The following is a 23,957-nucleotide window of genomic DNA, read 5'->3' as shown; positions in this document are numbered from 1 at the left end:
CTTTCTCTCTGTAAAAATTGAGAAAGCGGAGAGCATGGCTGGAGCACGACGATAAAGCCATCTCTCCGCAATTTTGGTTATCAAACAATCAATTTGGCTCAATACATAGCCAACAGCTTATGGTTTGATGACATAGCCATAAGCACGTTTACGGCCATCGGTATCTTGCTGGATGTAGACCCCCTGTAGCTCAGGCGCAAAGCCCGGCAACAGGTTAATGCCCTCTTCCAACGCCAGGAAGTACCGCTGTACTGAACCGCCCCATACTTCACCGGGAACAACACACAGAATGCCGGGTGGATAAGGCAGCGCGCCCTCGGCGGCGATACGGCCTTCTATCTGATCCAATGCCACCAACTCGATATTGCCACGGACAAATTCGATATGTGCTTGTTGCGGATTCATTACTGCTTTCGGGAAATGCGCCTTACGGAACATCTCTTTCTGTAACTCTTTCACATTGTGGCTGACATACAGATCATGCATTTCCTGACACAGCTGGCGGATGGAGTAACCCTGATAACGCGCTTCGTTAGCCTGATAGATTGATGGTAATACTTCAGCTAACGGCGCATCTTGCTCTAACAGGCGCTCAAAACGCGCAATTTGAGCAACAAGATGCTGCATCTTGGCCATATCTTCCGCTGGGGTCAGCAGGAACAGAATCGAGTTAAGATCGCATTTTTCTGGCACGATGCCATTTTCACGCAAGAAGTTCGCCAGAATGGTGGCCGGGACACCAAACTTCTCATACTCGCCGGTCTGCACATTGATACCCGGTGTGGTCAGCATCAGTTTGCATGGGTCGACAAAATATTGATGTTCAGCGTAGCCCGCAAAGGAGTGCCAACGTTCTCCCGGAACAAAGGCAAAGAAGCGCAGATCATTGGCCATTTGGTCGGTATCGAACTCCTCCCACCGACGGCCATCAATAGTTTCCGGCACGAACGGCCGAATGTGTTGGCACAGCTTCAGCAACTGTTTACGGGTTTCGATCCCCAGCTTGACGCAGTCCATCCACATGCGCTTACCGCTTTCGCCTTCATGCATCCTGGCATTCACATCCAGCGCAGCGAATAGTGGATAGAATGGGCTGGTTGAGGCCTGCATCATAAACGCGTTATTCATTCGTTTATGATTCACATAGCGCGCCTGGCCTTTGATATGCTTATCTTTTTTGTGGATTTGAGAAGTCTGAGAGAAGCCAGCCTGCTGCTTGTGGACAGATTGAGTCACCAGAATACCCGGATCGTTTTCATTCAATTCCAGCAGCAGTGGAGAACAATCTTTCATCATTGGGATGAACTGTTCGTAACCCACCCATGCAGAGTCAAACAGAATGTAGTCACACAGATGACCAATCTTATCCACCACTTGACGAGCGTTATAAATCGTACCGTCATAGGTGCCTAACTGAATCACAGCCAACCGGAATGGCCGTTGATCTGCGGCCCGCTCTGGTGCCACTTCGCGAATTAAATTGCGCAGATATTTCTCTTCAAAGCAGTGCGAATCGATGCCACCGATAAAACCAAATGGGTTACGCGCGGTTTCCAAATATACCGGGGTCGCCCCAGCCTGAATTAATGCACCATGATGGACAGACTTATGGTTATTACGATCAAAAAGAACTAAATCACCTGGGGTCAATAAAGCGTGTAGTGCAACTTTATTTGAAGAAGAGGTTCCATTCAGAACAAAGTAGGTTTTATCGGCATTAAAGACTTTTGCCGCGTGTTGCTGTGCCGCACAAGGTGCCCCTTCATGAATGAGCAGGTCACCCATAGAAACGTCAGCATTGCATAAATCGGAACGGAATAAGGTCTCACCAAAATAATCAAAGAATTGACGGCCAGCCGGATGGCGGCGGAAGAATTGCCCGCCCTGATGCCCTGGGCAGTCGAACGCGGCATTCCCCTGCTGCACATATTCTACTAAGCTGCCGAAAAATGGCGGCAGGACTTCTTTTTCATATTTGGTTGCGGCGGCTTCCAGTTGTTTACCATAAAAATCATTATTGCCATCATCCAGTTCAAACACACTAGTCACTCGCGGTAAGATTTCAGCGGGTAACTCTTCTTGGTGGCAAACGGCAACGAATATCGGCAGGCCAAAACCGGTTTGTTCTATCCTATCGAGTAGACCCGTCACTGCGTCATCTACGGAAATAACGACGGCGGAGATATCAGTGAAATTTGTATCATGAATATCAACAATTTCACGTCCAGTGGTAAAGCAATTTGATGTATTGGCACTGACCGCAACTTTTAATTTTTCCATATTACCTATCTCTTCATTTATTTATAGCTAAGCATGATCACAGAATTAATTTCCATTAATTCTGAAAGCAAGGCACGGCTACCCGTAATAATTCAACTTACTGAATTATTGAAACGGAAATAACGAATGTCAGGTGACATAGACCACCGAATATGGTGTCAAAATATTGTGAAAAGCCAAAGACTACTGATCATTCTGAAAAATTAGAGATAGCACAATCATGAAGACTCAGTGACTGAGTACCCAAACATAATGAATTCAGAATAAAGAATGACGGTCCACAACAAGAGATACCATTGAAGAAGAAAAATTATCTGGCGTTAAACAGATGGAAGTCAAAACAACTACGATGCAATAGCATCACAAGATGGGTTACACACTGGATATGTGACCAAAATCTATTATTGTATTTCATTGCCTATTTCCTCATACCTCTAACATTGCGGAAATCAGGGTTATTATCGCGGTTAGACAGACCTAATTTGAATGCCTGACACCAATATTATCTAGCTCATTGATAGAAATTCAAGCTTATTTTGCATGAAAATCAGCCATAATAATGACGATGCTAAAAATATATTACCGTGCATATGTTAGAAAAAATAAGTATACGTTGCGGTGTAATTTCCATATTAATATAAGCCGTTAATTGTTATTAATCCCATTACAATATTTATCATTTCACTAACATAATAATATATTTCTGATTGTAATCGGTGTTCGATTCAATTAACGGCCTATTTATCTAATGCAACAGTGCCAACGATTCTGAAGTATTCGTCATTTTACCCATCACAAAAGCCAAATTAGCGGCCGCGACCAAAGATGCGGCATGGGCGTCAGTGCTCATTTGCTGTGCATTCAACAATCCATTAGCAGCCTCGTTGGCGACCGTTATGGTGCCGACACCATTGCGATAAGACTCCAGCGCAGCGTCATAGGTAATAAACGAGGTTTTCACCAGAGTTAATGCCGCCTGATTAGCTTCAAGCGCAGAACGTAAAGTATCTGCTGCGACGACAATTTCGCGCACCGCCAATTCTTGCGTTTTCTTAAATCCTTCAGCGGCAACCGCTGCTCGAGATTCCGCCTCTTTCACCCGCGCGGCACGTATCCCTCCGTCGTAAAGAGGAACACTGACACCGACTAAAATACTGGAAGATGAAGTTTGTGGGCTAATACCCGGCAGGCCCTGAATATCAAAATGCCCATCACCGCTTGCCACCGCCCCGGCCAGATAGACTTTCGGCAAGAAATCAGCTTCTGTTGCTTTGATACCCGCCTTAGCCGCCTCGACCGCCGCGTAGCTGGCTAACACATCTGGCCGCTGGGAGAGAGCCAGTCGAATCATCTGTTCGGTTGGTGCGCTCATCCCATCCGGTAAAGCACGATCTTCGGCATAAGCGACTTTAATATCCAATGAGGGAGAAACCCCCATTGCGCCCAATAATGCCTGATAAGCATCACGTTCAGTGCCCTTAGCCACCACACGACGCAACTCAGACTGCGCAACCTGCTGGCGTGCCAGTGCGACTTCAACTGTCGTTGCGATGCCATTTTTGCGCCGTTCCTCGGCAGCATCTTGAATCTTTAGGCTATTTTTCAGTGTTTGTTCTGCTATCTGGCGCTGAGTTTGTGCAGCACCATATTGGAAATACGTGCGAGTAACATCATAGATTAGCTTCTGGTGCATACCATTAAAGGTCACATTGGCGGCATAAGAGGTCTGTTTAGCGGCATCAAGCAACGCGCTGCGCTGACCAAAATCAAAAATAAGCCACTGTAATGCCAAGGCAGGAACCACTGCACTCCCGCTGGTTTTCAAATCCTTTTCGTTGCCGATGGCATAAGGTAAAGGCGTGGTCGTACGCTGATAACCACCAATCACACTGGCCGAAATTATGGGTAAAAATATCGCCTCCCCCATTCCAACCGCCAGCGCAGCCTGCCGTGCTTGTTGCCAGGCAATGCGGGTATCTGGATTTTGGCTCTGGGCGATATCAATCAATTCAGGTAACGAATAAGTATGCTCGCTTTTTATACTGGGAGGCGGTGCTAATTCCGCCACCAGCGGGTTCGCCGGCACAGAAAAATTGCCGCTCCCTATAGGCGCATTTTCATCCGCCTTCCAGGGTTCGGTATAAGATGCAGGTGCAAGATCCAAGCTGTCTGTAGCACAACCGGCGACCAGTATGCTTAGACTCAATACCGAGCCAGTCAGACCTATTTTGGCTATCCTGGCCATCAATACAGCGTGCGTCATCATGTCATCCAATTCCCAGAAGTTTCTCAAGCCGCTTTATACGTTGTTGAATAGTCAGATCAATCGGCGATGCTCCCTGCCGTAATGATTCGCTATTCGCTCCTTGCTCATCCGATAATGTCGCGGCACCGCTACCTGTCGAGAGGCGACGCAGTTGTGCCACATCAGAGGCCGACTTTTCCGTCGGTAGAAACAGCACCGGGCACAACTTACCCATCTCTGCGAGTATGGCCTGTAAGCGCGCGCACTCTTCTCGCGAGGGGCGTAATTGTGCAGGTTCAAAGGGGATCAGCGCCAACTCTTCTTGCGCGCTGGTGATCTCCGCCTCGACCGTTGTGGCTTCTCTGAGCGCCGCAGGCCGGGCATCGGGCGCTAATGTGGCCAGGTTTGTCAGCCCCTTCAAGGCCTGACTAATATGGACCTGCACCGCATCTACAATCGCCACCGGCCACAGTCGGGTGAAAATCAAATACACCACCAGATTTCCCAGCAAAATACCCAGCACCCTATCCAGAGCTACGCCCAGATCGGTGCTTGGCCCGAAGCCTTGTAATACCGTCAGCAAGAAAGCCAGCCCAACCTGTACACCGGCATAGGCAATACGTTCACTGCCACATGACACCCAAGCGGCCAAGAGAATGCAACCAAATACCAGCGCCATCAATTGCCCAATATCGTTCATATGGGGAATGATGAAGATAATCGACAGCACTCCCATCAATGCCCCGATCAAACAACCAATAATCCGCAAAACTAGCTTATGCACCGTCTCACCAGTGGTGCCCAATGCAGCAACATAGCAAGTGATCATGGCGGTATGAATGTCCTGCCAATCCAGCGCGGTGTAAATCAGATAACAAATCAGCGCCGCAGCAGTAGTTTTCAGTGCGAACTGCTGATGAACAGGATTGGTTAGGGCGTCTGCGGCAAAGAAGGTGGATTTCGGGGCATTCAGGTCTTGCCCAATATTGGCAGTTGCCAGTGCTGTCAGCGCGTTTCTGATTTCATTGATTTCATCGCTGGGATCGTCAATGGCGAAGTGAGGGGTAAGCGCAAGATTGCCAGCAGCAATCGCCTGCGCCGCACCATCACAGTAAGCCGCCAGCTCAAGGCGCGCATTCTCCGCTGAAGTCGCAGGTAAAGCCGAAGTAGCCAACAGTAACCGGTAACTGCTTTTTACTGCACTTTCAAGCCAGGCTGCTTCAGCCGAGGGCAGCAGATGAAAAATACGCACAAAAAGCGCCCGTTGCTGATGCTCATTTTGCCCTTCTTGCAGCAGTTCCTTAACCCGATCCATAGTGGCAGCATCGGGTTGACGCAATGCCTCGGCCACCGCCAATAATCGCTCAGATAGGCTGTCGCGCAATAAGCGCTGTGGCATGCGGCCAAAGAAAAGGTTAAAAACAATCAACAGCAGCATTGGGGAAACAGCCATTAACCAGGCATACAGCAGCCCCCGAGTAGCCACTTCTCCCATGGGGATATTGCTCAGTAACGTCATGACAAAAGCAATCACCAGCGCAATAATGCTGCCGACCGGGCCGAGCTTACTGGCAGATCCGAGATAGAGAAAGAGAAACGAACTGACAATCAAGGCGGCCATGCGCAGTGGCGCGGCTTCCAGAGTGAAGTGGATAAGTAGAAATACCAAACCAACAACCAGCGACACCAATATGGTGATCGCAACCGCCATCACCATGCTCTCGACGCCATCAGGTTTCATCACGAAAATAATGAGATAACAGCTAATCGCGGATTCTGGAATGCCATATATCATGGCAATCATCGCCATCAATGCACAGAGCGCAGCAACACGCCACGCCTGAGCCACCCTGCCTGGGAAATAGGCTAAATCAACTTTTGCCTGACGGATTATGCCGCCAAGCGTACCGTCAGCAACCCTCGTCATTTCGCACGATAACCACAGCAGTCGCCCCGATTCGCATCAGGTCCTCCGGCGGTTTTTCCAGACTAATCCTGACAGGGAAACGCTGAACAACACGCACCCAATTTAATGACTTCGGCACATAAGGCAGGCCGCGTGGGATATTCAACATATCCTCAGAGCTTACGCCCCAACCAATCCCCTCAACTCGCCCCTGAATCGCGTGCTGTCTGTCTGCCATAACATAGACGGTGGCGCAATCACCCACCTTGATATGCTTCAACTCCGTTTCGCGGAAAAATGCCGAAGCATGCCAGTGTTCGGTATTGATAAGTGTGAAAATAGCCTGGTCCGGGACGACAAACTCCCCGGCAGAGACAGTCAACCCGACAACCCGACCATCATGGGGCGCGCGGATTTGCGTATTCGCCAGTTCCCGTTCAGCAATAGCAAGTGCCGCGCGGCGCGCCACTACCAGCGCTTCAGAAGCGGCAGTGCTGCTGACCAATGCCTCTGCGGCAAATGACTGTTTTAATGCCTGTTTTAGGCTGACTTCAGCATCATGTTTCGCCGTCGCTGCATCATCTACCTGCTGAGCGGTAACGTAGCCTTTGGGGAGTAGCGGTTGTAAGCGAGCTAACGTCTGAGTCGCTAATTTGAGATTGGCTTGCGCCCGAACAATCTGTTCATTGGTAATGGCTGCGTTGGACTGCTCTGCGACCACGGTGCGTTGCTGGGTATCGCGGGCAGCTTCTGCCATTTTCAACTCAGCCTGTGCTTGCTCGACTTGCAAACGGTAGAGGTCCGGCTCAATGGAAAACAACAAATCACCACGCCGGACTTTGCTGTTTTCCTCAACATTAATTGAGATAATACGGCCCGGGACCGAGCTGGCAATATGCACCACGCTAGCCCCCAGTTCCGCATCCTCAGACAATGGATTCAATGTGGTCTGCCGCACCGATAGCCAGCCAAAAATCACGGCGGCAACAACAATAACGCCAGCAACAATGAGTGCCAATCGCCGCTTACGCTCACTCCCTGGTAGTTTATTCATATTCATTATTCATCGCGTAAACAGTAATAGGGAACAGACGAATGCCACAGCAAGCGCCAGGCAGACATACACCAACAGCCGCAATGGCAGCACCTCATCAATACCAACGCGAATAAACAGAACACGAGCAATCACCGCAGTGATTATCCCGATAAAGGCGCAAGCCATCCAGGAAGGAAAATAGGACCCCACTAGCGAAAATGAGGGAGCCTCAGCACCGGAGCAACCACTCAGGGTGATAGCCGATAACAGAACCCACGGCCCACACCATCGATTCTGTTTCGCACCGCTTAAAAGCATAAAGAAAAACCACGGCTGCTTCCTAAGGGAAGTCATATTATTCATTGAACAACCTCAATTAACTGGCGCCACCCTATCAGAAGTCAGGGTTTGTCATCATAACAAACCGCTAATGATCACTTCCCAGCGTGTTTTTGAAAATTTGCCCATCTTTCATAATGACTCTAAATGCTTTATCTGGCTGGGCTACGAGTTGAATATCGTCCAAAGGATTGCCATCAACCAGAATCAGGTCAGCCAGCGCACCATTTTCCACCACACCCAATTTTCCTGGATAAGGGTTTCTCGGGCCAGAAAAAGCACAAAGTTCAGCGTTAACACTGGTCGCCATTTTGAGAATTTCAAGCGGTGAATACCATCGCGTCAGTTTGGCTAATTGTGCCCCTTGCCGGGTTGCCAGTCGGGCATCAAACAGCGTGTCAGTGCCCCATGCTGTCTTGATATTGTATTTTTTCGCCAACATATAGGCGGTATCAGTCCCAGCCACCATTTCAAGTTGCTTGGCTCGCGATGCCGGGCTTGGCGTTGGCACCGCATCTTCATCATCAAGGAAAGGTTGTAAGCTCCACCAAATACCTTTTTCGGCCATTAGCTGCACAGTTTCCTCATCCAACAACTGGCCATGTTCAATACACTTAACCCCACCTTTGATAGCCATAGTAACAGCACGGGGGGTGTAAGCATGGACTGTCACATAGGTGCCCCAGTTTTCAGCTGCGGTAACTGCGGCCTGGATTTCTGCTACAGAACCTTCCGTCACATCGATGGAGTCGTACATGGAGCTGACACCACCACCAGCCATATATTTGAGTTGCGAAGCACCTCGCATGAGTTGTTCTCTGGCGCGCAGCAATACCTGATCAGCACCATCGGCAATTGCCGTCATCCCCACACGCTCGGCGTAACTCAAGGGATCTGATGGGGTATGTGGCAATTCACCCAGCAAACGAAAATCACCGTGCCCACCGGTTTGAGTGATAAATGCACCCGAAGGGAAAATTCGTGGGCCAATAGCGACATGTTCATCAATGGCTCGTTTCAAACCAAAAACCGGCCCGCCCATATCACGTACCGTGGTGAAGCCGCGCATTAAGGTGGCATCAGCTTCAGCAATGGCCAGCGCCTGAATATAGTTAAAATCTGCCGTCATAGCGGTCATCATTGACGGGCGAGCCATAATGGCGTGCCAGTGAGCATCAATCAGCCCCGGCATTAATACGCCGCCACCGCCATCAATTAGCTCCACATCCGGTGAAAGCGGTGTATCCGCAGGCTCTACCGACTTTATTTTGTTGCCTTCCACTAATACTCGCAGCCCGTCTCGTAGTTGGTCTGAAACACCATCAAAGACACGAACATTAATAAAAGCCACCACACGTACCGCATTAGCGGCAACATCTCTTTTTTGCGATTTTGCTCCCGGTACTGCCGCCGCAACCGTTGCCGCAGTAATAGGGGCTGATTGCGTTGCTTTCTGGGAAAACACCGTATTGATGCGGATGAATGCAGGGCTATTACAGAGGCAACCTTCGCCATGAGTGTGGGGGAGCTGAATCAATGGCATGTGAGACATAAAGTTCTCCTTAATGAACAGTCCCCCAATAAATAATCAGAGGGCGCGCTGTCGATCATAGAACAAATTTTGTCGTAACAGCTTATTTTTGTGATAAAAATTAACCAGAAATAGTGATAGAACGCTTATCCTGACATGATAATGCTGATGACAGTATTTTATTATTTACCCAAATGAGCTGATAGGATCATCTTTATTTCCCATATTAGGCAAAAATGCAGGTGGCATAAAACGGTCAAATATTGTCATTGAGCCTATTAATTCTGATCTTATTTAGCAAGTATATTACTTTCTCAACTCACTACCCTCGATTACATCAAGCTCTGGCAACCTGGATTCATTTATGAGAATATACATACCGTATATGTTTCGTATAGGTGTTTTATGGGAATTGTTAAAATCTCCGATTTGATGCATGAAAATCTCCGCATCGCCAGTAATGCCATGAGCCGGTCAATTAACGCACAAGCCGAGCATTGGCTCAAAATGGGTATGCTGGCCGAGCTTTATCCCCAATTGAGCCACCATGAACTGGCCCGAGCACTGGTTCAGGCTGAATTACAGGGCGGGGCTGACATTGCCAGAATCATCCAGAGTGACGCCCATACGTTTAATAAAGAAGAGAATGCGCAATGACAACAGTAAAAATTCACTCACCAGCAGAAATTGAAATGGCGCGAGCCGCAGGCCAAGCCGCCGCGAAAGTGCTGGAAATGATCACACCTTATGTCCGCGCGGGGGTCACAACAGATGAAATTGATCGGTTATGTCATGATTACGTCGTTAACGAACTGAAAGTCATCCCTGCCAATATAGGCTATCACGGCTATGCGCACACTGTTTGTACCTCAGTCAATCATGTGGTTTGCCACGGGATTCCGTCGGATAAAAAACTCAAAAATGGCGATATCGTCAATATTGATGTCGCTATTATTAAAGATGGTTGGTATGGCGATACCAGCAGAATGTACTATGTTGGAGAACCGTCGGTCAGAGCTAAACGTTTGGTGGATATCACTTATTTATCGATGGTTGCTGGGATCAAGGTGGTACGCCCAGGGGCAACACTCGGGGATATCGGAGCAGCTATTCAACAAGTGGCGGAAGGTGCAGGTTTTTCTGTGGTGAGGGAGTATTGTGGTCACGGCGTGGGTCAGGAATATCATACTGCACCACAAATCCTGCACTATGGGACGCCAGGGCTCGGTATGCCGCTGAAAACGGGAATGATTTTCACCATTGAGCCGATGATTAATGCCGGTAAAGCCGCCACCAGTGTCCTGTCTGATGGTTGGACAGTTGTCACCAAAGACCGCTCTCTTTCAGCACAATGGGAACACACCATTGCCGTGACTGATACCGGTTACGACCTACTGACACCTTGGCCTGAAGGCACCGGAGAATACGCCGCCATTTAGTTATTCAGGCTGCTGACAAAGTTAATTAGCGGGGAAGTGGGCCCCTATTTATTTAAAATGTAAGTGCCGTAAGCCGTCGGAGCGACCATTGATACAGTCGCCCCGCGAGTTTCCGAACAATAAAATAGCTTTGTCATTAACCTTAACGGTAATAAACCGCGATATGCTGATCTTGCACTTTTTCTATTCTGATTTTTATATCAAAAATTTCTTCGAGGATATCCGGCTGCATTATTTCTTCGGGTGCACCGCGATAGATAACCGCACCATCTTTCATGGCAATAATATGGTCGGAATAGGCAGAAGCAAAATTGATATCATGAATAACCAAAATGATTGTTTTCTTTAATTCATCCGCCGCACGCCGCAATTGCTTCATCATCGCGACACAATGTTTCATGTCCAGATTATTTAATGGCTCATCCAACAGGATATATTTCGTATCCTGACACAGCACCATCGCCACATAAGCACGTTGCCGTTGCCCACCCGACAACTCATCAAGATAGCGGTCTTTCAGTGGCATCAAATTGAGGAATTCCATCGCCGCATCAATATATTGGCGATCATTTTCATTGAGCCGCCCTTTCGAATAAGGGTAACGGCCAAATCCCACTAAATCCGACACTGTCAGTCGGCTGGTAAAGTGGTTTTCTTGCCGTAGAACTGAAAGGATAGTCGCCAATTTATCCCCGGAGGTTTTGGCAACATCCAGCCCGTTAAACTGAACACGCCCGAGATCTGGCGTCAGTAAACGGCTCATAATCGATAATAACGTCGACTTACCCGCACCATTTGGTCCGATAATTGACGTTATTCCGCCAGAAGGAATGCTCTCATTTATATTACTGAGTACCGTTGTATTCTGGTATTTCTTATTAATATCCGTTATTTCAATCACACCGGAGCCTTTTTTATTAAAAGATAAATAAACAGCGCGCCACCCACAAACTCAATGACCACGGAGAGCGTTCCCGACATGTTCAGCAAACGTTCGAGGATCAATTGCCCACCGACCAGCGTAATAACCCCTAGCAAAAAGACCCCTGGCAACAAGTATTGATGTCGGAATGATCCTACCAGCGGGTAAGCCAGATTAGCGATAAGCAGACCTAAAAAAGTTAACGGCCCGACAAGTGCCGTCGATATAGCGACCAGCAATGAGACCAATAGTAAGATAGTGGTGATTTTTTTCTGGTAAGCAACGCCCAGATTAATCGCTGTATTTCTACCCAAAGCGATAATATCGAGGCAATGGCGCATACGCCAAATGGTTATCGCCACGAGAATAATTATCCCTGTAGAAAGCGCAATAATCTCCGGCGCGGCGCGGGTAAAAGTGGCAAATACCCTGCCCTGCAAAACAGCAAACTCTCCGGGGGAGAGTAGGCGCTGCATCAAGCTAGATAAACTGCGGAACAACGTGCCACATACCAACCCGACCAGTAACACCTTGTGCAGATTAATCCCTACTCCGGTCAGCAACCAGCGATAGAGAAATACCGAAAACAGCAGCAGCAAAGCCGATTCACAAAGAAACTTTCCAGTTATTCCGAGCACCCTGAACCCATTGGCATCGACAAAAAAGATCAACATGGTTTGGATCAGGATAAACAGCGCTTCAAGTCCCATCACTGACGGTGTCAAAATCCGGTTATTAGTGACCGTTTGGAATAACACGGTGGCAATACCGGCGGCAAAGGCCACCAATACCATCGTGGCTAAAATAAGGCCACGATGCACCAGTACATATTGAATATTGCCTCTAAGATTAATGGTCATGAAAATAACCATTGCGACAAGGGCAATAATACTCAATAACAATAATCGTTTTGCCGGTGAGCTTAATATTTTATTTTTCTCTTGGGATAGAGAGCTTGGTGAAGAATACTCATTAGCCTGCATGGCGTTTTGTCCTAACAATTAATAATAGGAAAACGAGTGCGCCAATTGCGCCCAGAATAACGCTGGCAGGTATTTCAAATGGGTAACTGACTAATCGACCAATAATATCGCATAACACCACCAGACCACCGCCACACAACGCCACCCAAGGGATGGTTCGACGCAGGTTATCCCCCATCGCCATGCTGACAATATTGGGTACAATTAATCCGAGGAAAGGCAGCACACCGATCACCACCACTACCACGCCGCTGATGATGGCAATAATAGACATCCCCATGAGCATAACCCGCTGATAATTCAAGCCGACATTAACCGAGAAATCCCGCCCCATGCCAGCGACAGTAAAGCGGTCAGCGATCAAACAAGCAATCAACGTCAATGCACCCACAATCCACAACAGTTCATAGCGGCCTTGTAATACACCCGAGAAATCACCCGATTCCCAGCTGCCTAATGATTGCAGCAGATCAAACTCCATTGCCAGGAAAGTGGTTACTGCGCTAAACACCGCCCCCAGCATAATGCCGGTCAGCGGCACCATCAGCGCCGATTTCATTCTCATTCGTGCCAGTAGCAGCATAAAAAGTGCGGTACCGCCCATAGCAAAAACGGTCGCTACTAACATCTTAACCATGACCGGTGCGGCGGGGCTAAATACCATGACCAGCAGTAAGCCGAGACTGGCGGACTGGGTAGTACCGGCAATCGAGGGTTCGACAAACCGGTTCTGAGTGAGCATCTGCATAATGAGGCCAGCAACGCTCATGGCACTGCCAGCCAGAACCAAGGCTAATGTTCGCGGCACACGGCTTATCAAAAAGATATCGCGCATGTCGGGATCTGACCACACCTCGGACAAGGTGACATTACCGGCACCAATAAATAGGCTGCATGCCATAAGGCCCAGTAAAATAACCAGGCCTGCTATAAAGCTAAGATTTTTCATTAGTGAGCATTACTGCGTAGCGGCTTGTTTATCCAGCACTGAGCTGATTTTATCCATCAGTTGCATATAGCTTTGCACGCCGCCAGCAATATAGAGCGAGGCAGAATCGAGATAAACTACATGATCGTTTTGCCATGCTTTGGTTTTGCGAATCAGAGGGTTATCCAGGATTTGTTGTGCGGACTGATTTTCAGTGCGGCCAATGGCATTATCGCGATCAAGGACAAACAGCCACTCAGGGTTGGCATTAAGGATAAACTCGGAAGTCACCACGTTGCCATGATTGCCGGCTTCAGTGAAGCTGGCCGCAGGAGTGAAGCCTAACTCGTCAAAAATAAAGCCAAAACGCGAACCCGGTGTGTAGGCCGACATTTTTCCACCACTGACCATCACCACCATGGCAGACCCAGCGTTAGCTGACTTCTGCTTGATAGCATCTATCTGAGAAGTAAATTTACCCAGCAGTGTTTTTGCCTCTTCTTCTTTACCGAAAATAGATGCCAATTGTTCCGTACGCTGTGTCAGGCTTTGGGTAAAGTGCTTAGGATCGATATCCAGTGAGATAGTTGGGGCAATGGCGCTCAGTTTGTCATAGGCATCTTGAGCACGCCCCCCAGCGATAATCAGGTCAGGTTTAGCCTGACTCAGGGCTTCGTAGTCCGGTTCAAATAAGGTGCCGGCATTCAGGTATTCTGAACCGGTGTATTTGGATAAAAACGCCGGAAGATGGGTGCTGGTTTGGGGAACACCAGCCACTTTGATATTCAGGGCATCAGCCGTATCTAATACAGAGGGGTTCAGTATGATGACTTTTTGCGGGTTAAGTGGAACCTGAGTGGTGCCTTGCGCATGTTCGATACTGATTTTTGCCGTGTCTTCAGGGGTTGCCGATGAATTATCACACCCGGTAAGCACAGCAGTGAGTGCCAGTAATGATGAAAATAAAGCTAAACGTAATCGCATTTTCTCTCCTGAAAAGTGGGGATGTAGATATCCTTGATTGGGAACGACAATGATTTGCATTACTAATATCAGGATAATACCGATATATGCCTGTTATTAATAGTTTAGGTCGCCGGATCTGCGGATAAATCTTCACTCGGATAATGAGTCAACCCCATCACTCAAGTTTTTCTGATGAGAAAATTAACTGTAATCAATTGTTTTAATTAAATATAAAATCAACCATTGAACTTACTGCGCCATGATTTCTCATCGCGCAGAGTTGGTGGTCAGTTGCTCTGATGATAAAGGATAGTTTCTAGCGCGAAACCGCCTCAACGATTGATAGGAAACCATCGGTTTCTATAATGCGGTTTATTCGCAAGTCCGCATCGGCGAGTAATCCTTGCAACTCAGTTTCGGTACGCTCTCTCCCACCATCAAGACATGCCAACATCATAATATCCATGCTCTTGCCATAATGGGGCTGGTTATCTTCCTGAATAAGGGCATCAATAATCAGCACTTTACCATTAGCCCGCATCGCCTTACGACAATTTTGCAGTATGACTACTGCCTTTTCATCAGGCCAATCGTGGATAATATTTTTCAGTAAATAGATATCTGCCACTGGACATGACGCAAAGAAATTCCCGGATTGGAGCCTCCAACGTGAATCATCACCAAGCTCACTCAGGCAATTCTTGACCAGCACCGGCTCTTGATCGAATAAAATGCCGTGCAGGCTGGGGTTTGCCTGTAATACCCGCAGTAGTAATCCCCCTATTCCCCCCGCTATATCTGCCACAGTAATATTTTCTGGGAAGTGATAACTGCGCACCAGCCCAGGATTCTCCACGGCAGATAAAGAAGACATACCACTGTGAAAATCATAGTCGGAGGCCTGATTCTCTGGCTTTGACCAATACTCAAAAAAAGAAGTACCAAAAACCTGATTAAAAGCACAATGACCACGCACACTGTCGGCAACTAAACTCAGCGGGAGCCAGAAGGTTTCATCGGTGATCATCAGTACCGCTTCGCGTAATGAGTGGGGAGAAGATTGACATAAAAACTCCGCCGCTGGCGTCAGTTCAAATCGCTGCCCGGCAATTTCTTTAAAAATATTCCGAGTCGCCAGTAATCGCAGCACACGATGTAAAGGTAACGCCTCAACGCCTATTTTATCTGCCAATTCCTTTGCTGTTTTTGGCCCGTCTAAAAGATTATCAGCAATACCCAACACGGCAACGGCTCGCAATGACGCCTGATAGGAAAACCCCGCCACTTGTTCCAAAAGATAAAATGCATTTTTTTCATTTTCAGGTGTAAGTGTTTTATTCATTTCCATGATTGTCATACCCCTAATAAAACCTTGGACAAACGACATAAATAAACAAGCCACGAGCGAGTACTAACAAATTAACCAGAAGGGAAAAGCCCGCAAATAATATGCGGGCAGAAAGAAAATTGAGTTTGATACAGGAGAATTTATACCCCAAATAATTCGAGTTGCAGGAAAGCAGCCGACGCACAGGCAGCAGGAACGATGAGGGGTATAAGAATCTCAATATTTAATGAGCAACCGCCTCGACTATCGAGATATAACTGCCAGTGTCTATAATGCGGTTTAATTTAAGATCGGCTTTGGCAAGCAACTCTTTCAGCTCGGTCTCGGTACGTTCTCTACCGCCGTCAAAACTCCCCATAAGGAAGAGGTCCATATTTTTACCAAAATGAGGAACATTACCCTCGGGGATAATATTATCCATGATCAGCACTTTCCCATTAGGAAGCATCGCCTTGCGGCAGTTGTGGAGTATTTCGGCAGTCTTTTCATCCGGCCAGTCATGGGTAATGTATTTCAGTAAATAAATATCTGCCGCAGGACAGGATTCAAAGAAACTCCCCGGTTGCAGTCTCCAGCGAGAATCATCGCCCAATTCACCCAGGCGATGCCTTGCCAGAATTGGAGCCTGGTCAAACAAAATACCGTAAAGTGTTGGATTAGCCTGCAAGACGGTTAACAATAACCCGCCCAATCCCCCCGCAATATCCGCAACAGTGGTGTTTTCAGGGAAATGATAACCGCGCACCAAAGCGAGGTTTTCCACCACCGACATAGACGACATGCCAGTGTGAAAATCATATTCTGGCATACGTGTCTGTGGTTTTGACCAATATTCGAAAAATGACATGCCATATATATTTTTAAAAGCAGATTGACCATGAATTTCGTCGACGATATTCCCGAGAGGTCTCCACATGGTTTCATCGGTTATCATCAATACGGCATGGCGCAGAGAATAGGACGTTAATGTACACAAAAACTCTGCCGCAAAAGTGAGTTCAAATCTCCGCCCATCAATTTCCCTAAAGATATCTTTTGTTGCCAATAACCGCATGACCCGATACAGATTTTGCGAATTAACACCAAGTTCTTTGCCAAGTTGCTCTGCTGTTTTTGGCCCATCAACCAGATGGTCTGCCACCCCTAAAACAGCGGCGGCACGCAGCGCCCCCTGATAGCTAAACCCCATGGCTTCGCCCAGTAAATATAAAGCGGCCTTTTCACGTTCAGGCGTAAACGTCTTATTAGTTATCATGCTTATAATACCTCTAATGTAATATTAAATAAGAGTTATAACCGCAACATCCAGACAAAACGTTAAGTCTCATTGAGGCAGAACCTTTGCCCGCATATATAATGACCGCTAAATACAAGCACGCCACTAACTAATGTTAAATACATTTAATGTTATTTGTTGTTTTTTATTTACGCGTGGCCGCTGCTGTTTACGCTATAGCTTAATATCCCTTGTCACTTTCATTACCAGCTTGATTTACCTAAATAATCATCTACATAGATACTTTACTCAATATAATCAATACTAAAGACATTGATAATATTATTGATATAGTCACTATTAACATTAAAATAACAGATAGCAAGACATTATTAATATGAAATAATAACCAAATTAAACATAAGACATAGGTATATAATTTCATCAATTTATTATATTAAAAGTGAAAAATTAACAATTCTAATAAATATAATATGTTGCTCAATAATATGGGTTCACCATTTAGTGAGAATAACTTAATACGTTAAGTAAACTGATCAATGATTAATAAAGTGGTTCGATAAAAATCTCATTATGTGGATCTGTGCGTAGACCACTTAATCCGGAAAATAATCTGTCACTTATGACAATAGATTGCTCAATCAGGCATACCTGTTTTGAGGATTGGAGTTTTAGCACCATGGGGCGTCATACAGAAAAAGCACACGGGAATATTCCCCTGAACAAACACAGTGACAGCCGTTTAGCTAAAGGTTGGGTCAATGGGTTTATTGGGATGTTTATCTTCAGTGGTTCCTTGCCCGCAACACGAGTCGCTGTATTAGAGTTTCCTCCATTGTTCCTGACGGGAATGAGAGCAGTATTGGCGGCGTTGCTGGCACTGAGTGTGTTGGTTATAACGCGGCAGAAACGACCACAGCAGCAAGATATTTTGCCGTTAATTTTTGTGGCATCTGGCGTCGTCATTGGCTTCCCACTGCTGACAGCACTGGCACTGCAACACACCACATCGGCACATTCTCTGGTTTACATCGGCCTACTGCCACTGGCAACGGCATGTTTTGGTGTCCTGCGTGGCAAAGAGCGCCCGAGAGCCGCTTTTTGGGTGTTCTCTGTATTGGGGAGTCTGCTCGTGGGTGCTTTTGCCGTAAGCCATAGCTCGGGAAGCTCAATTACCGGTGATGTACTGATTGTCGTCGCAGTGCTGCTTTGCGGCCTGGGTTATGCTGAGGGCGCGGTGCTTTCCCGCAAACTGGGGGGCTGGCAGGTTATCTCTTGGGCGTTGGTCATCTCTTTGCCTCTAACCGCCGGCGTAACATCGCTGACAGCGCCAGAGACTATGCCAACAGTGAGTACTGCTGCATGGGTAGCGCTGGCTTACGTCTCCTTGTTTAGCATGTGGATTGGGTTCATTTTCTGGTATCGAGGTCTGGCGCAGGGGGGGATTGCCGCCGTCGGGCAGTTGCAGCTATTACAACCGTTTTTTGGACTGGCGCTCGCCAGCCTGGTGCTCCATGAGACGGTGCAACCGTCCATGATTGTGGTCATGGCTGGCGTATTGGTGTGTGTATTTGGTGCCAAGAAATTTTCCAGATAAAGCTAAAACGATGGTGCCGCTGGTGCACCATCGTTCTCTCTTATTGTCGTGGAATCAGCGAGATAATAATTTCATTCAGCTTAATGATTGCCCGGACAATATCTTCGTTACTGTATCCCCCCAACCCAAGCAGCAGCCCGGAGCGACGAATATTGGTGCCATACATAGGGGAAATCGCGCGTACCGATATGCCTGTCGCCGTACATTTTTGTACTACTTTACTATCATCCAACCCCTGTTTTAGCCACAAAACCATGTGCATTCCCTGGTCACAAGGTTGAAGTTCGGCGAGTTCCACGTTGATATGTGTTTTGACGGCCTCAATCAGCGCTCGGTGCTTTTCTGCATAAACACTGCGCATCTTCCTGATATGACGATCGAGATATCCCTCAGCCATAAAACTGGCCAGCACATACTGATCAGCACTCGGAGGATGACGGTCCATCAACACCCTTGCCCCACAGAAAGCATCAACCAGCGCTTCAGGAACAATGGCATAGCCCAGTCTTAAAGAAGGGAAAAGCACTTTACTGAAAGTCCCAAGATAAATGACTCTGGCAGGATCCAGCCCTTGAAGAGCAGCGAACGGATGCCCTGAATAGCGCATTTCGCTGTCATAATCATCCTCAACAATCCAGGCTTTATTCTCTTTTGCCCATGCCAACAGTGCCGTCCTCTGTGCCATGCTCATCGGCATCCCCAGCGGGTATTGATGAGATGGCGTGACAAACGCGACCTTGGCAGTCGGCGCAATATCTCTACCCGCGGTGACGTCAATCCCCGCTGCACCAACAGGAATTCTCGCCATCGTTCTGTCGAGAAATGCGCTAGTGAAAATCGCCGTAATCCCAGGGTATGCTGGCTCCTCAACCCATGCGCTATCACCAGCATCAAGCAGTATTTGGGTCGCCAAATACAGACCCTGCTGAGTGCCGGAGGTAATAATAATCTGCTGAGGCGTACAGTGAACCGAGCGAGATTTGCGCACGTACTCGCATATCGCTTCACGTAGTGCCAGCGCGCCTTGTGGATCACCATAGCCTGAAGGCGCTCCTGGCCCCTTGGCTCGAACCCGATTACCCAGCCGCCGCCAAATATCATCGGGTGCGGTATCCAATGCAGGAACTGAAACGGCAAAAGGTACTGGTGCCAAAGGTTTCATCTGAGCCGCTGTTCGGGCAAATGCCTGAGCCTGTGCCGATAAAGGAATGTCGTCCTCGGCATGAGAAATAACCAGTGATGGCTTCTGAATATCACTCTCAATCAATTGGGCCACGCGTGTGCCAGAACCGTATTGTGAGTCCAAAAAACCCTCGGCCTTTAATTGCTCAAATGCCTCGAGTACCGTGCCTCTGGCGACATTGAGCGCACGAGAAAGAACGCGGGTTGAGGGTAAAAGATCCCCCGCTTTCAGTTCACCTTTATGGATAGCATTACGCAGGGATCTCGCCAGTTGCAGACTCAAATTCCCGGTGGTTCGGTTCAACTCACCAATGACCGGAATATCAACCACCTTGGCTTTTCTCGACATTAATTGTGGCCCATTAATTAATCAGCAATCTGGTACTTAATAGTAAACCACTATTACCGTACTTTCGACGCTATCAGGCCGTTTTCATCCCATTTGATATGGGCATATAAAAAACAAATAGCTAAAGGAGTGGAATATGTACTCTCCGCGTCAATTCCAAGAGCATCGCCCAGAAGTTTTGCATGCGCTTATTCAGCAACATCCACTGGGTATTCTTGTGAGTCAAAAAACCGGGATACTCGATGCCTGGCATATTCCCTTCGCGTTCCAGCCCTCAGAGGAAGGTGCGGGTTCGCTACATGCTCATATAGCGCGAGCAAATCCGCTTTGGCTGGACGTGCAGCAAAACGAAGAAGTGCTGGTGATTTTTCGTGGGGAAAATGCCTATATCTCCCCCAGTTGGTATCCCAGTAAACACGAGCATCACCAACAAGTGCCAACCTGGAACTATCAAGCAGCCCATGTACGCGGAAAAATCATCATTCATGATGATAAGTTCTATCTTCATGACCAGTTGACCCAACTGACAAAGCAACAAGAATCCATGCAGGAAAAGCCCTGGCAAATAGCAGATGCGCCAGAGCAATATATCAACGCCATGATAAAGGCGATTGTCGGGGTCGAGATAGTGATTACAGAGCTAACCGGTGTGATGAAACTTAGCCAAAATAAGAGCGACGCCGATGCTACCGGTGCAAGTGAAAATCTAATAAAAAATGGCAATGTTGCTATTGGGCAGGCGATTTTAGCGAAAAGGCTCACGCGTTAGCCATTATTCTGCGGTAAAAACAGGCTGATTGCGGCTTTGAGTCGCGCTATTCCGATCGCGGTTTACCCATTTTCTATTCTTACCTATGGCTGACTTTATTGTGCCAGCCCGCAAATTTCGTGCAAATTCCAAGCAGTTATATGACAGTTTCGTGAACAATCTCTAAAGTAACGATAATTAATTTGATCTATCTACGCGGGTAGATACACTAAAAACACGAAACAAGATTAACGTTATCTAATGTTTCCTCGTTCAACCCAGTTTTGCTGATTAACTCCGGCAACTGAGTAACAGACGAATAAAGACACATTAGTGCGTGAACATAATGCTTCAACACCAGGGGAACTTTTTTAATGACTTCACTAAATAGCTCGGCGGCAGACAATGCTCCATCAGAGAGCATGGCTGCGGAAGAGCGCCTGGCTACGCCCGAAGGTCGTAAAGACTTTTGGCGCGCAACCTTTTCGTGCTGGCTCGGCACGGCCATGGAATATGCAGACTTTGCACTTTATGGTTTAGCGGCTGGCATAATATTTGGTGATGTCTTCTTCCCTGAAGCAACACCTGCAATCGCGTTGTTATCCAGTTTCGCCACTTACTCTGTCGGCTTTATTGCCCGCCCTATTGGCGCTCTGCTGTTCGGTAGATTAGGTGATCGCAAAGGCCGGAAAGTGGTGATGATTACCACCATCAGCTTGATGGGGGCTTCCACTACCATGATTGGCCTGATCCCAAGTTACGCCTCTATCGGCTTGTGGGCTCCGGCCTGTTTGGCTTTCTTGCGTTTTATGCAAGGGCTGGGAGCGGGTGCCGAACTGTCTGGTGGCGCGGTGATGTTGGGAGAATATGCTCCCGCCAAAAGGCGTGGTTTAGTCTCTTCCATTATCGCATTGGGGTCTAACAGCGGTACGCTGCTGGCGGCACTGGTGTGGTTGCTGGTCTTACAGATGGACAAACAAACTCTGCTCGACTGGGGCTGGCGCATTCCATTCCTTTCCAGCATTTTAATCGCTGGTGCAGCACTGTTTATCCGTCGTCACATGCGTGAAACTCCGGTCTTTGAACGCCAAAAATTGGTGTTGGAACAACAGCGTCAACAAGCATTAGCCTTGGGCCGCGAGCATACGGCCGAAGTGGATAATCGCACTTTCTGGCAGCGCAGCAAATCGTTTTGGATAATGGTGGGCTTGCGTATTGGCGAGAACGGCCCGTCTTATCTGGCTCAAGGTTTTATGATTGGCTATGTTGCCAAAGTGCTGATGGTGGATAAATCGGTGCCCACCATGGCGGTGTTTATTGCTTCCTGTCTGGGCTTCCTGATTATTCCACTGGCGGGTTATCTGTCAGACCGCTTTGGCCGGCGTATTACTTATCGTTGGTTCTGCCTGTTATTAATTATCTATGCTTTCCCGGCATTTATGCTGTTGGAAACCCGCGAGCCGATTATTGTAATGGGGACTATCATTGTAGGTATGGGTTTGGCGTCACTGGGTATCTTTGGGGTGCAAGCAGCATGGGGTGTCGAGTTATTTGGTGTGACTAATCGCTATACCAAGATGGCAGTCGCGAAAGAGTTAGGCTCCATTTTATCCGGTGGGACTGCACCATTAATCGCGGCAGCCATGTTGACACTCACTGGCCACTGGTGGCCAATTGCACTGTATTTCGCCGTAATGGCGGGGATTGGGTTCGTTACCACGTTCTTTGCGCCAGAAACTCGTGGGCGTGACCTCAATTTGCCAGAAGATGCGATTTAATAGCAGAAAACGCCATTCTCTGATGTAACTATCTGTTATTCCCAGTAAAGTGAGTTTATTGCCACCTTTACTGGGGATTTCCCCCAGATATCTCCTTTAGGGATGTTTAGCATCGAGGTAACTTTGGTCAACCCGCAGTCTCGTCGTATTACACGTTCTGATGTCGCACGCGAAGCAGGAACTTCTGTGGCGGTAGTGAGTTACGTCATTAATAACGGGCCACGGCCAGTTGCTCCCGCCACCAAACAACGCGTGCTTGATGCGATTAAAAAAACCGGTTACCGCCCCAATGAGATTGCCCGATCATTAGCGCGCGGGACCACTCAAACCTATGGCCTGATTGTTCCCAATATTTCCAACCCTTTTATCTCGTCAATGGCCCATGCTCTGCAACGTGAAGCCTTTGCCAACGGGCAAGTATTGTTATTGGGTGATGCGGGAGATGACCGGCAGCGCGAACGCGAACTTATCAATAATTTGCTGCATCGTCAGGTTGATGGCTTGTTATATACCAGTGTTGATCGCCATCCCTATATCGAATTAATTCAGGCTACTGGCACGCCTTTTGTCATGCTCGACAGAGTCGACGATGCACAAAAAATCAGTGCTATTCGTGTGGATGAACGCGCTGCGGCGTTTCAGGCCACTCAACATCTGATTGAACATGGTCATCGTGACATCGCCATTATTTGCGGCCCGCTGGATATGCTCAATACTCAAGATAGGTTGAATGGCTGGCGCGATGCATTGCAACAAGCGGGGCTGCGGGTACGCAATGAGTGGATTTTCTCGACCACATATACCCGCCCCGGCGGTTATCAGGCCGCACAACAAATGTTGAAAGGGCCATTGCCACAGGCACTATTCACCACCAATGAATTACAAGCATTGGGCTGTTTACGCGCTATGGCCGAGCATAATCTGACCGCACCGAGAGATCTGGCGCTTATCTGTTTTAACGGCACCATTGAGTCTGAATATAACGTGCCTTCATTAACGACCGTACGTCAGCCGTTGGATGCCATGGCAAAAACCGCCATAGAAATGCTAAAAAATTGGGACGGTAAACCGACTATTCGTGAATTCGATTTTTCGCTACAAATCGGTGAGTCCTGCGGTTGTTCCCATAGCCAAAGAAATTGA

General features: G+C 47.8%; 19 protein-coding genes. 6 read left to right on the top strand and 13 right to left on the bottom strand.

Translation table 11 applies throughout. The features are described from left to right. Positions 1–117 precede the first annotated feature (117 nt). The 6 genes from speF to QSV56_RS14835 all read right to left on the bottom strand — a co-directional run bounded on the left by speF (position 118) and on the right by QSV56_RS14835 (position 9,358). Positions 118–2,280, bottom strand: a complete 2,163-nt coding sequence (gene speF / locus QSV56_RS14860) for an ornithine decarboxylase SpeF (RefSeq protein WP_046050275.1) — start codon at positions 2,278–2,280, stop codon at positions 118–120. Positions 2,281–3,025: 745 nt separating this feature from the next. Beyond that, a complete protein-coding gene (locus QSV56_RS14855) occupies positions 3,026–4,546 on the bottom strand; it encodes a TolC family protein (RefSeq protein WP_301212957.1) in 1,521 nt (506 codons plus the stop codon). A gap of 1 nt (position 4,547) precedes the next feature. After that, positions 4,548–6,452 carry an FUSC family protein gene (locus tag QSV56_RS14850; protein ID WP_046050273.1) on the bottom strand — a complete coding sequence of 635 codons (1,905 nt, stop codon included), beginning with the start codon at positions 6,450–6,452 and terminating at the stop codon, positions 4,548–4,550. Continuing rightward, on the bottom strand, positions 6,436–7,485 hold the full coding sequence (gene mdtN / locus QSV56_RS14845) for a multidrug transporter subunit MdtN (RefSeq protein ID WP_046050272.1): 1,050 nt from the start codon (positions 7,483–7,485) through the stop codon (positions 6,436–6,438). Before mdtN ends, QSV56_RS14850 begins: the two co-directional genes overlap by 17 nt. A 9-nt stretch (positions 7,486–7,494) precedes the next feature. Next, positions 7,495–7,830, bottom strand: a complete 336-nt coding sequence (locus tag QSV56_RS14840) for a YtcA family lipoprotein (RefSeq protein WP_172665992.1) — start codon at positions 7,828–7,830, stop codon at positions 7,495–7,497. A 64-nt stretch (positions 7,831–7,894) separates the two neighbouring features. Continuing rightward, positions 7,895–9,358 (bottom strand): amidohydrolase family protein, encoded by a 1,464-nt coding sequence (locus tag QSV56_RS14835; protein WP_046694564.1) that lies wholly within the window; start codon positions 9,356–9,358, stop codon positions 7,895–7,897. A gap of 384 nt (positions 9,359–9,742) precedes the next feature. On the opposite strand from QSV56_RS14835, the gene QSV56_RS14830 reads away from it, so the two are divergent. Next, positions 9,743–9,994 carry a ParD-like family protein gene (locus QSV56_RS14830; protein WP_019079039.1) on the top strand — a complete coding sequence of 84 codons (252 nt, stop codon included), beginning with the start codon at positions 9,743–9,745 and terminating at the stop codon, positions 9,992–9,994. Continuing rightward, positions 9,991–10,776 carry a type I methionyl aminopeptidase gene (map, locus tag QSV56_RS14825; protein WP_046694563.1) on the top strand — a complete coding sequence of 262 codons (786 nt, stop codon included), beginning with the start codon at positions 9,991–9,993 and terminating at the stop codon, positions 10,774–10,776. Before QSV56_RS14830 ends, map begins: the two co-directional genes overlap by 4 nt. 142 nt (positions 10,777–10,918) lie before the next feature. Here map and QSV56_RS14820 read toward each other — a convergent pair whose 3' ends face one another. From QSV56_RS14820 to QSV56_RS14795, 6 genes are all read right to left on the bottom strand, one after another. Beyond that, a complete protein-coding gene (locus QSV56_RS14820) occupies positions 10,919–11,677 on the bottom strand; it encodes an ABC transporter ATP-binding protein (RefSeq protein WP_005157194.1) in 759 nt (252 codons plus the stop codon). Next, positions 11,674–12,681, bottom strand: coding sequence for an iron chelate uptake ABC transporter family permease subunit (locus QSV56_RS14815; protein ID WP_019079040.1), 1,008 nt, complete (start codon positions 12,679–12,681; stop codon positions 11,674–11,676). The genes QSV56_RS14820 and QSV56_RS14815 overlap by 4 nt, the downstream gene beginning before the upstream one ends. Next, positions 12,671–13,630, bottom strand: coding sequence for an ABC transporter permease (locus tag QSV56_RS14810; RefSeq protein WP_005173884.1), 960 nt, complete (start codon positions 13,628–13,630; stop codon positions 12,671–12,673). The genes QSV56_RS14815 and QSV56_RS14810 overlap by 11 nt, the downstream gene beginning before the upstream one ends. 9 nt (positions 13,631–13,639) lie before the next feature. Further along, the gene (locus QSV56_RS14805) at positions 13,640–14,593 is read right to left on the bottom strand and encodes a siderophore ABC transporter substrate-binding protein (RefSeq protein ID WP_301212956.1); all 954 of its coding nucleotides are present in this window, start codon (positions 14,591–14,593) and stop codon (positions 13,640–13,642) included. 298 nt (positions 14,594–14,891) lie between these two features. Further along, positions 14,892–15,923, bottom strand: a complete 1,032-nt coding sequence (locus QSV56_RS14800) for a methyltransferase (protein ID WP_050158013.1) — start codon at positions 15,921–15,923, stop codon at positions 14,892–14,894. Between the two features lie 223 nt (positions 15,924–16,146). Then, positions 16,147–17,178 (bottom strand): methyltransferase, encoded by a 1,032-nt coding sequence (locus QSV56_RS14795; protein ID WP_046050267.1) that lies wholly within the window; start codon positions 17,176–17,178, stop codon positions 16,147–16,149. 661 nt (positions 17,179–17,839) lie between these two features. Here QSV56_RS14795 and QSV56_RS14790 point away from each other — a divergent pair. Continuing rightward, a complete protein-coding gene (locus QSV56_RS14790) occupies positions 17,840–18,757 on the top strand; it encodes a DMT family transporter (RefSeq protein WP_046050266.1) in 918 nt (305 codons plus the stop codon). A gap of 40 nt (positions 18,758–18,797) precedes the next feature. Here QSV56_RS14790 and QSV56_RS14785 read toward each other — a convergent pair whose 3' ends face one another. Further along, entirely contained in the window at positions 18,798–20,288 is a 1,491-nt protein-coding gene (locus QSV56_RS14785; RefSeq protein WP_301212955.1) for a PLP-dependent aminotransferase family protein, read from the bottom strand. A 136-nt stretch (positions 20,289–20,424) separates the two neighbouring features. Between QSV56_RS14785 and QSV56_RS14780 the strand changes: the two genes are divergently transcribed. The 3 genes from QSV56_RS14780 (at position 20,425) to QSV56_RS14770 (ending at position 23,957) form a co-directional block, all read left to right on the top strand. Beyond that, positions 20,425–21,057 (top strand): FMN-binding negative transcriptional regulator, encoded by a 633-nt coding sequence (locus QSV56_RS14780; RefSeq protein WP_019079045.1) that lies wholly within the window; start codon positions 20,425–20,427, stop codon positions 21,055–21,057. A gap of 353 nt (positions 21,058–21,410) precedes the next feature. Beyond that, on the top strand, positions 21,411–22,814 hold the full coding sequence (locus QSV56_RS14775; RefSeq protein ID WP_005157204.1) for an MFS transporter: 1,404 nt from the start codon (positions 21,411–21,413) through the stop codon (positions 22,812–22,814). 102 nt (positions 22,815–22,916) lie between these two features. Then, on the top strand, positions 22,917–23,957 hold the full coding sequence (locus tag QSV56_RS14770) for a LacI family DNA-binding transcriptional regulator (RefSeq protein ID WP_019082374.1): 1,041 nt from the start codon (positions 22,917–22,919) through the stop codon (positions 23,955–23,957).

This window comes from Yersinia sp. 22-579, from assembly GCF_030433455.1.
GTDB lineage: Bacteria > Pseudomonadota > Gammaproteobacteria > Enterobacterales > Enterobacteriaceae > Yersinia > Yersinia enterocolitica.
The sequence above is the reverse complement of the archived record's forward strand: the minus strand, read 5'-3'. Positions and strand labels throughout refer to the sequence as shown.

Excerpts from the sequence above, each read along its gene's own strand:
- QSV56_RS14830 (WP_019079039.1), top strand. The coding sequence starts at position 9,743 with ATGGGAATTGTTAAAATCTCCGATTTGATGCATGAAAATCTCCGCATC.
- speF (WP_046050275.1), bottom strand. The coding sequence starts at position 2,280 with ATGGAAAAATTAAAAGTTGCGGTCAGTGCCAATACATCAAATTGCTTT.
- mdtN (WP_046050272.1), bottom strand. The coding sequence starts at position 7,485 with ATGAATAAACTACCAGGGAGTGAGCGTAAGCGGCGATTGGCACTCATT.
- QSV56_RS14775 (WP_005157204.1), top strand. The coding sequence starts at position 21,411 with ATGACTTCACTAAATAGCTCGGCGGCAGACAATGCTCCATCAGAGAGC.
- QSV56_RS14840 (WP_172665992.1), bottom strand. The coding sequence starts at position 7,830 with ATGAATAATATGACTTCCCTTAGGAAGCAGCCGTGGTTTTTCTTTATG.
- QSV56_RS14850 (WP_046050273.1), bottom strand. The coding sequence starts at position 6,452 with ATGACGAGGGTTGCTGACGGTACGCTTGGCGGCATAATCCGTCAGGCA.
- QSV56_RS14770 (WP_019082374.1), top strand. The coding sequence starts at position 22,917 with ATGTTTAGCATCGAGGTAACTTTGGTCAACCCGCAGTCTCGTCGTATT.
- QSV56_RS14805 (WP_301212956.1), bottom strand. The coding sequence starts at position 14,593 with ATGCGATTACGTTTAGCTTTATTTTCATCATTACTGGCACTCACTGCT.
- QSV56_RS14795 (WP_046050267.1), bottom strand. The coding sequence starts at position 17,178 with ATGATAACTAATAAGACGTTTACGCCTGAACGTGAAAAGGCCGCTTTA.
- QSV56_RS14780 (WP_019079045.1), top strand. The coding sequence starts at position 20,425 with ATGTACTCTCCGCGTCAATTCCAAGAGCATCGCCCAGAAGTTTTGCAT.
- QSV56_RS14790 (WP_046050266.1), top strand. The coding sequence starts at position 17,840 with ATGGGGCGTCATACAGAAAAAGCACACGGGAATATTCCCCTGAACAAA.
- map (WP_046694563.1), top strand. The coding sequence starts at position 9,991 with ATGACAACAGTAAAAATTCACTCACCAGCAGAAATTGAAATGGCGCGA.
- QSV56_RS14855 (WP_301212957.1), bottom strand. The coding sequence starts at position 4,546 with ATGATGACGCACGCTGTATTGATGGCCAGGATAGCCAAAATAGGTCTG.
- QSV56_RS14785 (WP_301212955.1), bottom strand. The coding sequence starts at position 20,288 with ATGTCGAGAAAAGCCAAGGTGGTTGATATTCCGGTCATTGGTGAGTTG.
- QSV56_RS14810 (WP_005173884.1), bottom strand. The coding sequence starts at position 13,630 with ATGAAAAATCTTAGCTTTATAGCAGGCCTGGTTATTTTACTGGGCCTT.
- QSV56_RS14835 (WP_046694564.1), bottom strand. The coding sequence starts at position 9,358 with ATGTCTCACATGCCATTGATTCAGCTCCCCCACACTCATGGCGAAGGT.
- QSV56_RS14815 (WP_019079040.1), bottom strand. The coding sequence starts at position 12,681 with ATGCAGGCTAATGAGTATTCTTCACCAAGCTCTCTATCCCAAGAGAAA.
- QSV56_RS14800 (WP_050158013.1), bottom strand. The coding sequence starts at position 15,923 with ATGGAAATGAATAAAACACTTACACCTGAAAATGAAAAAAATGCATTT.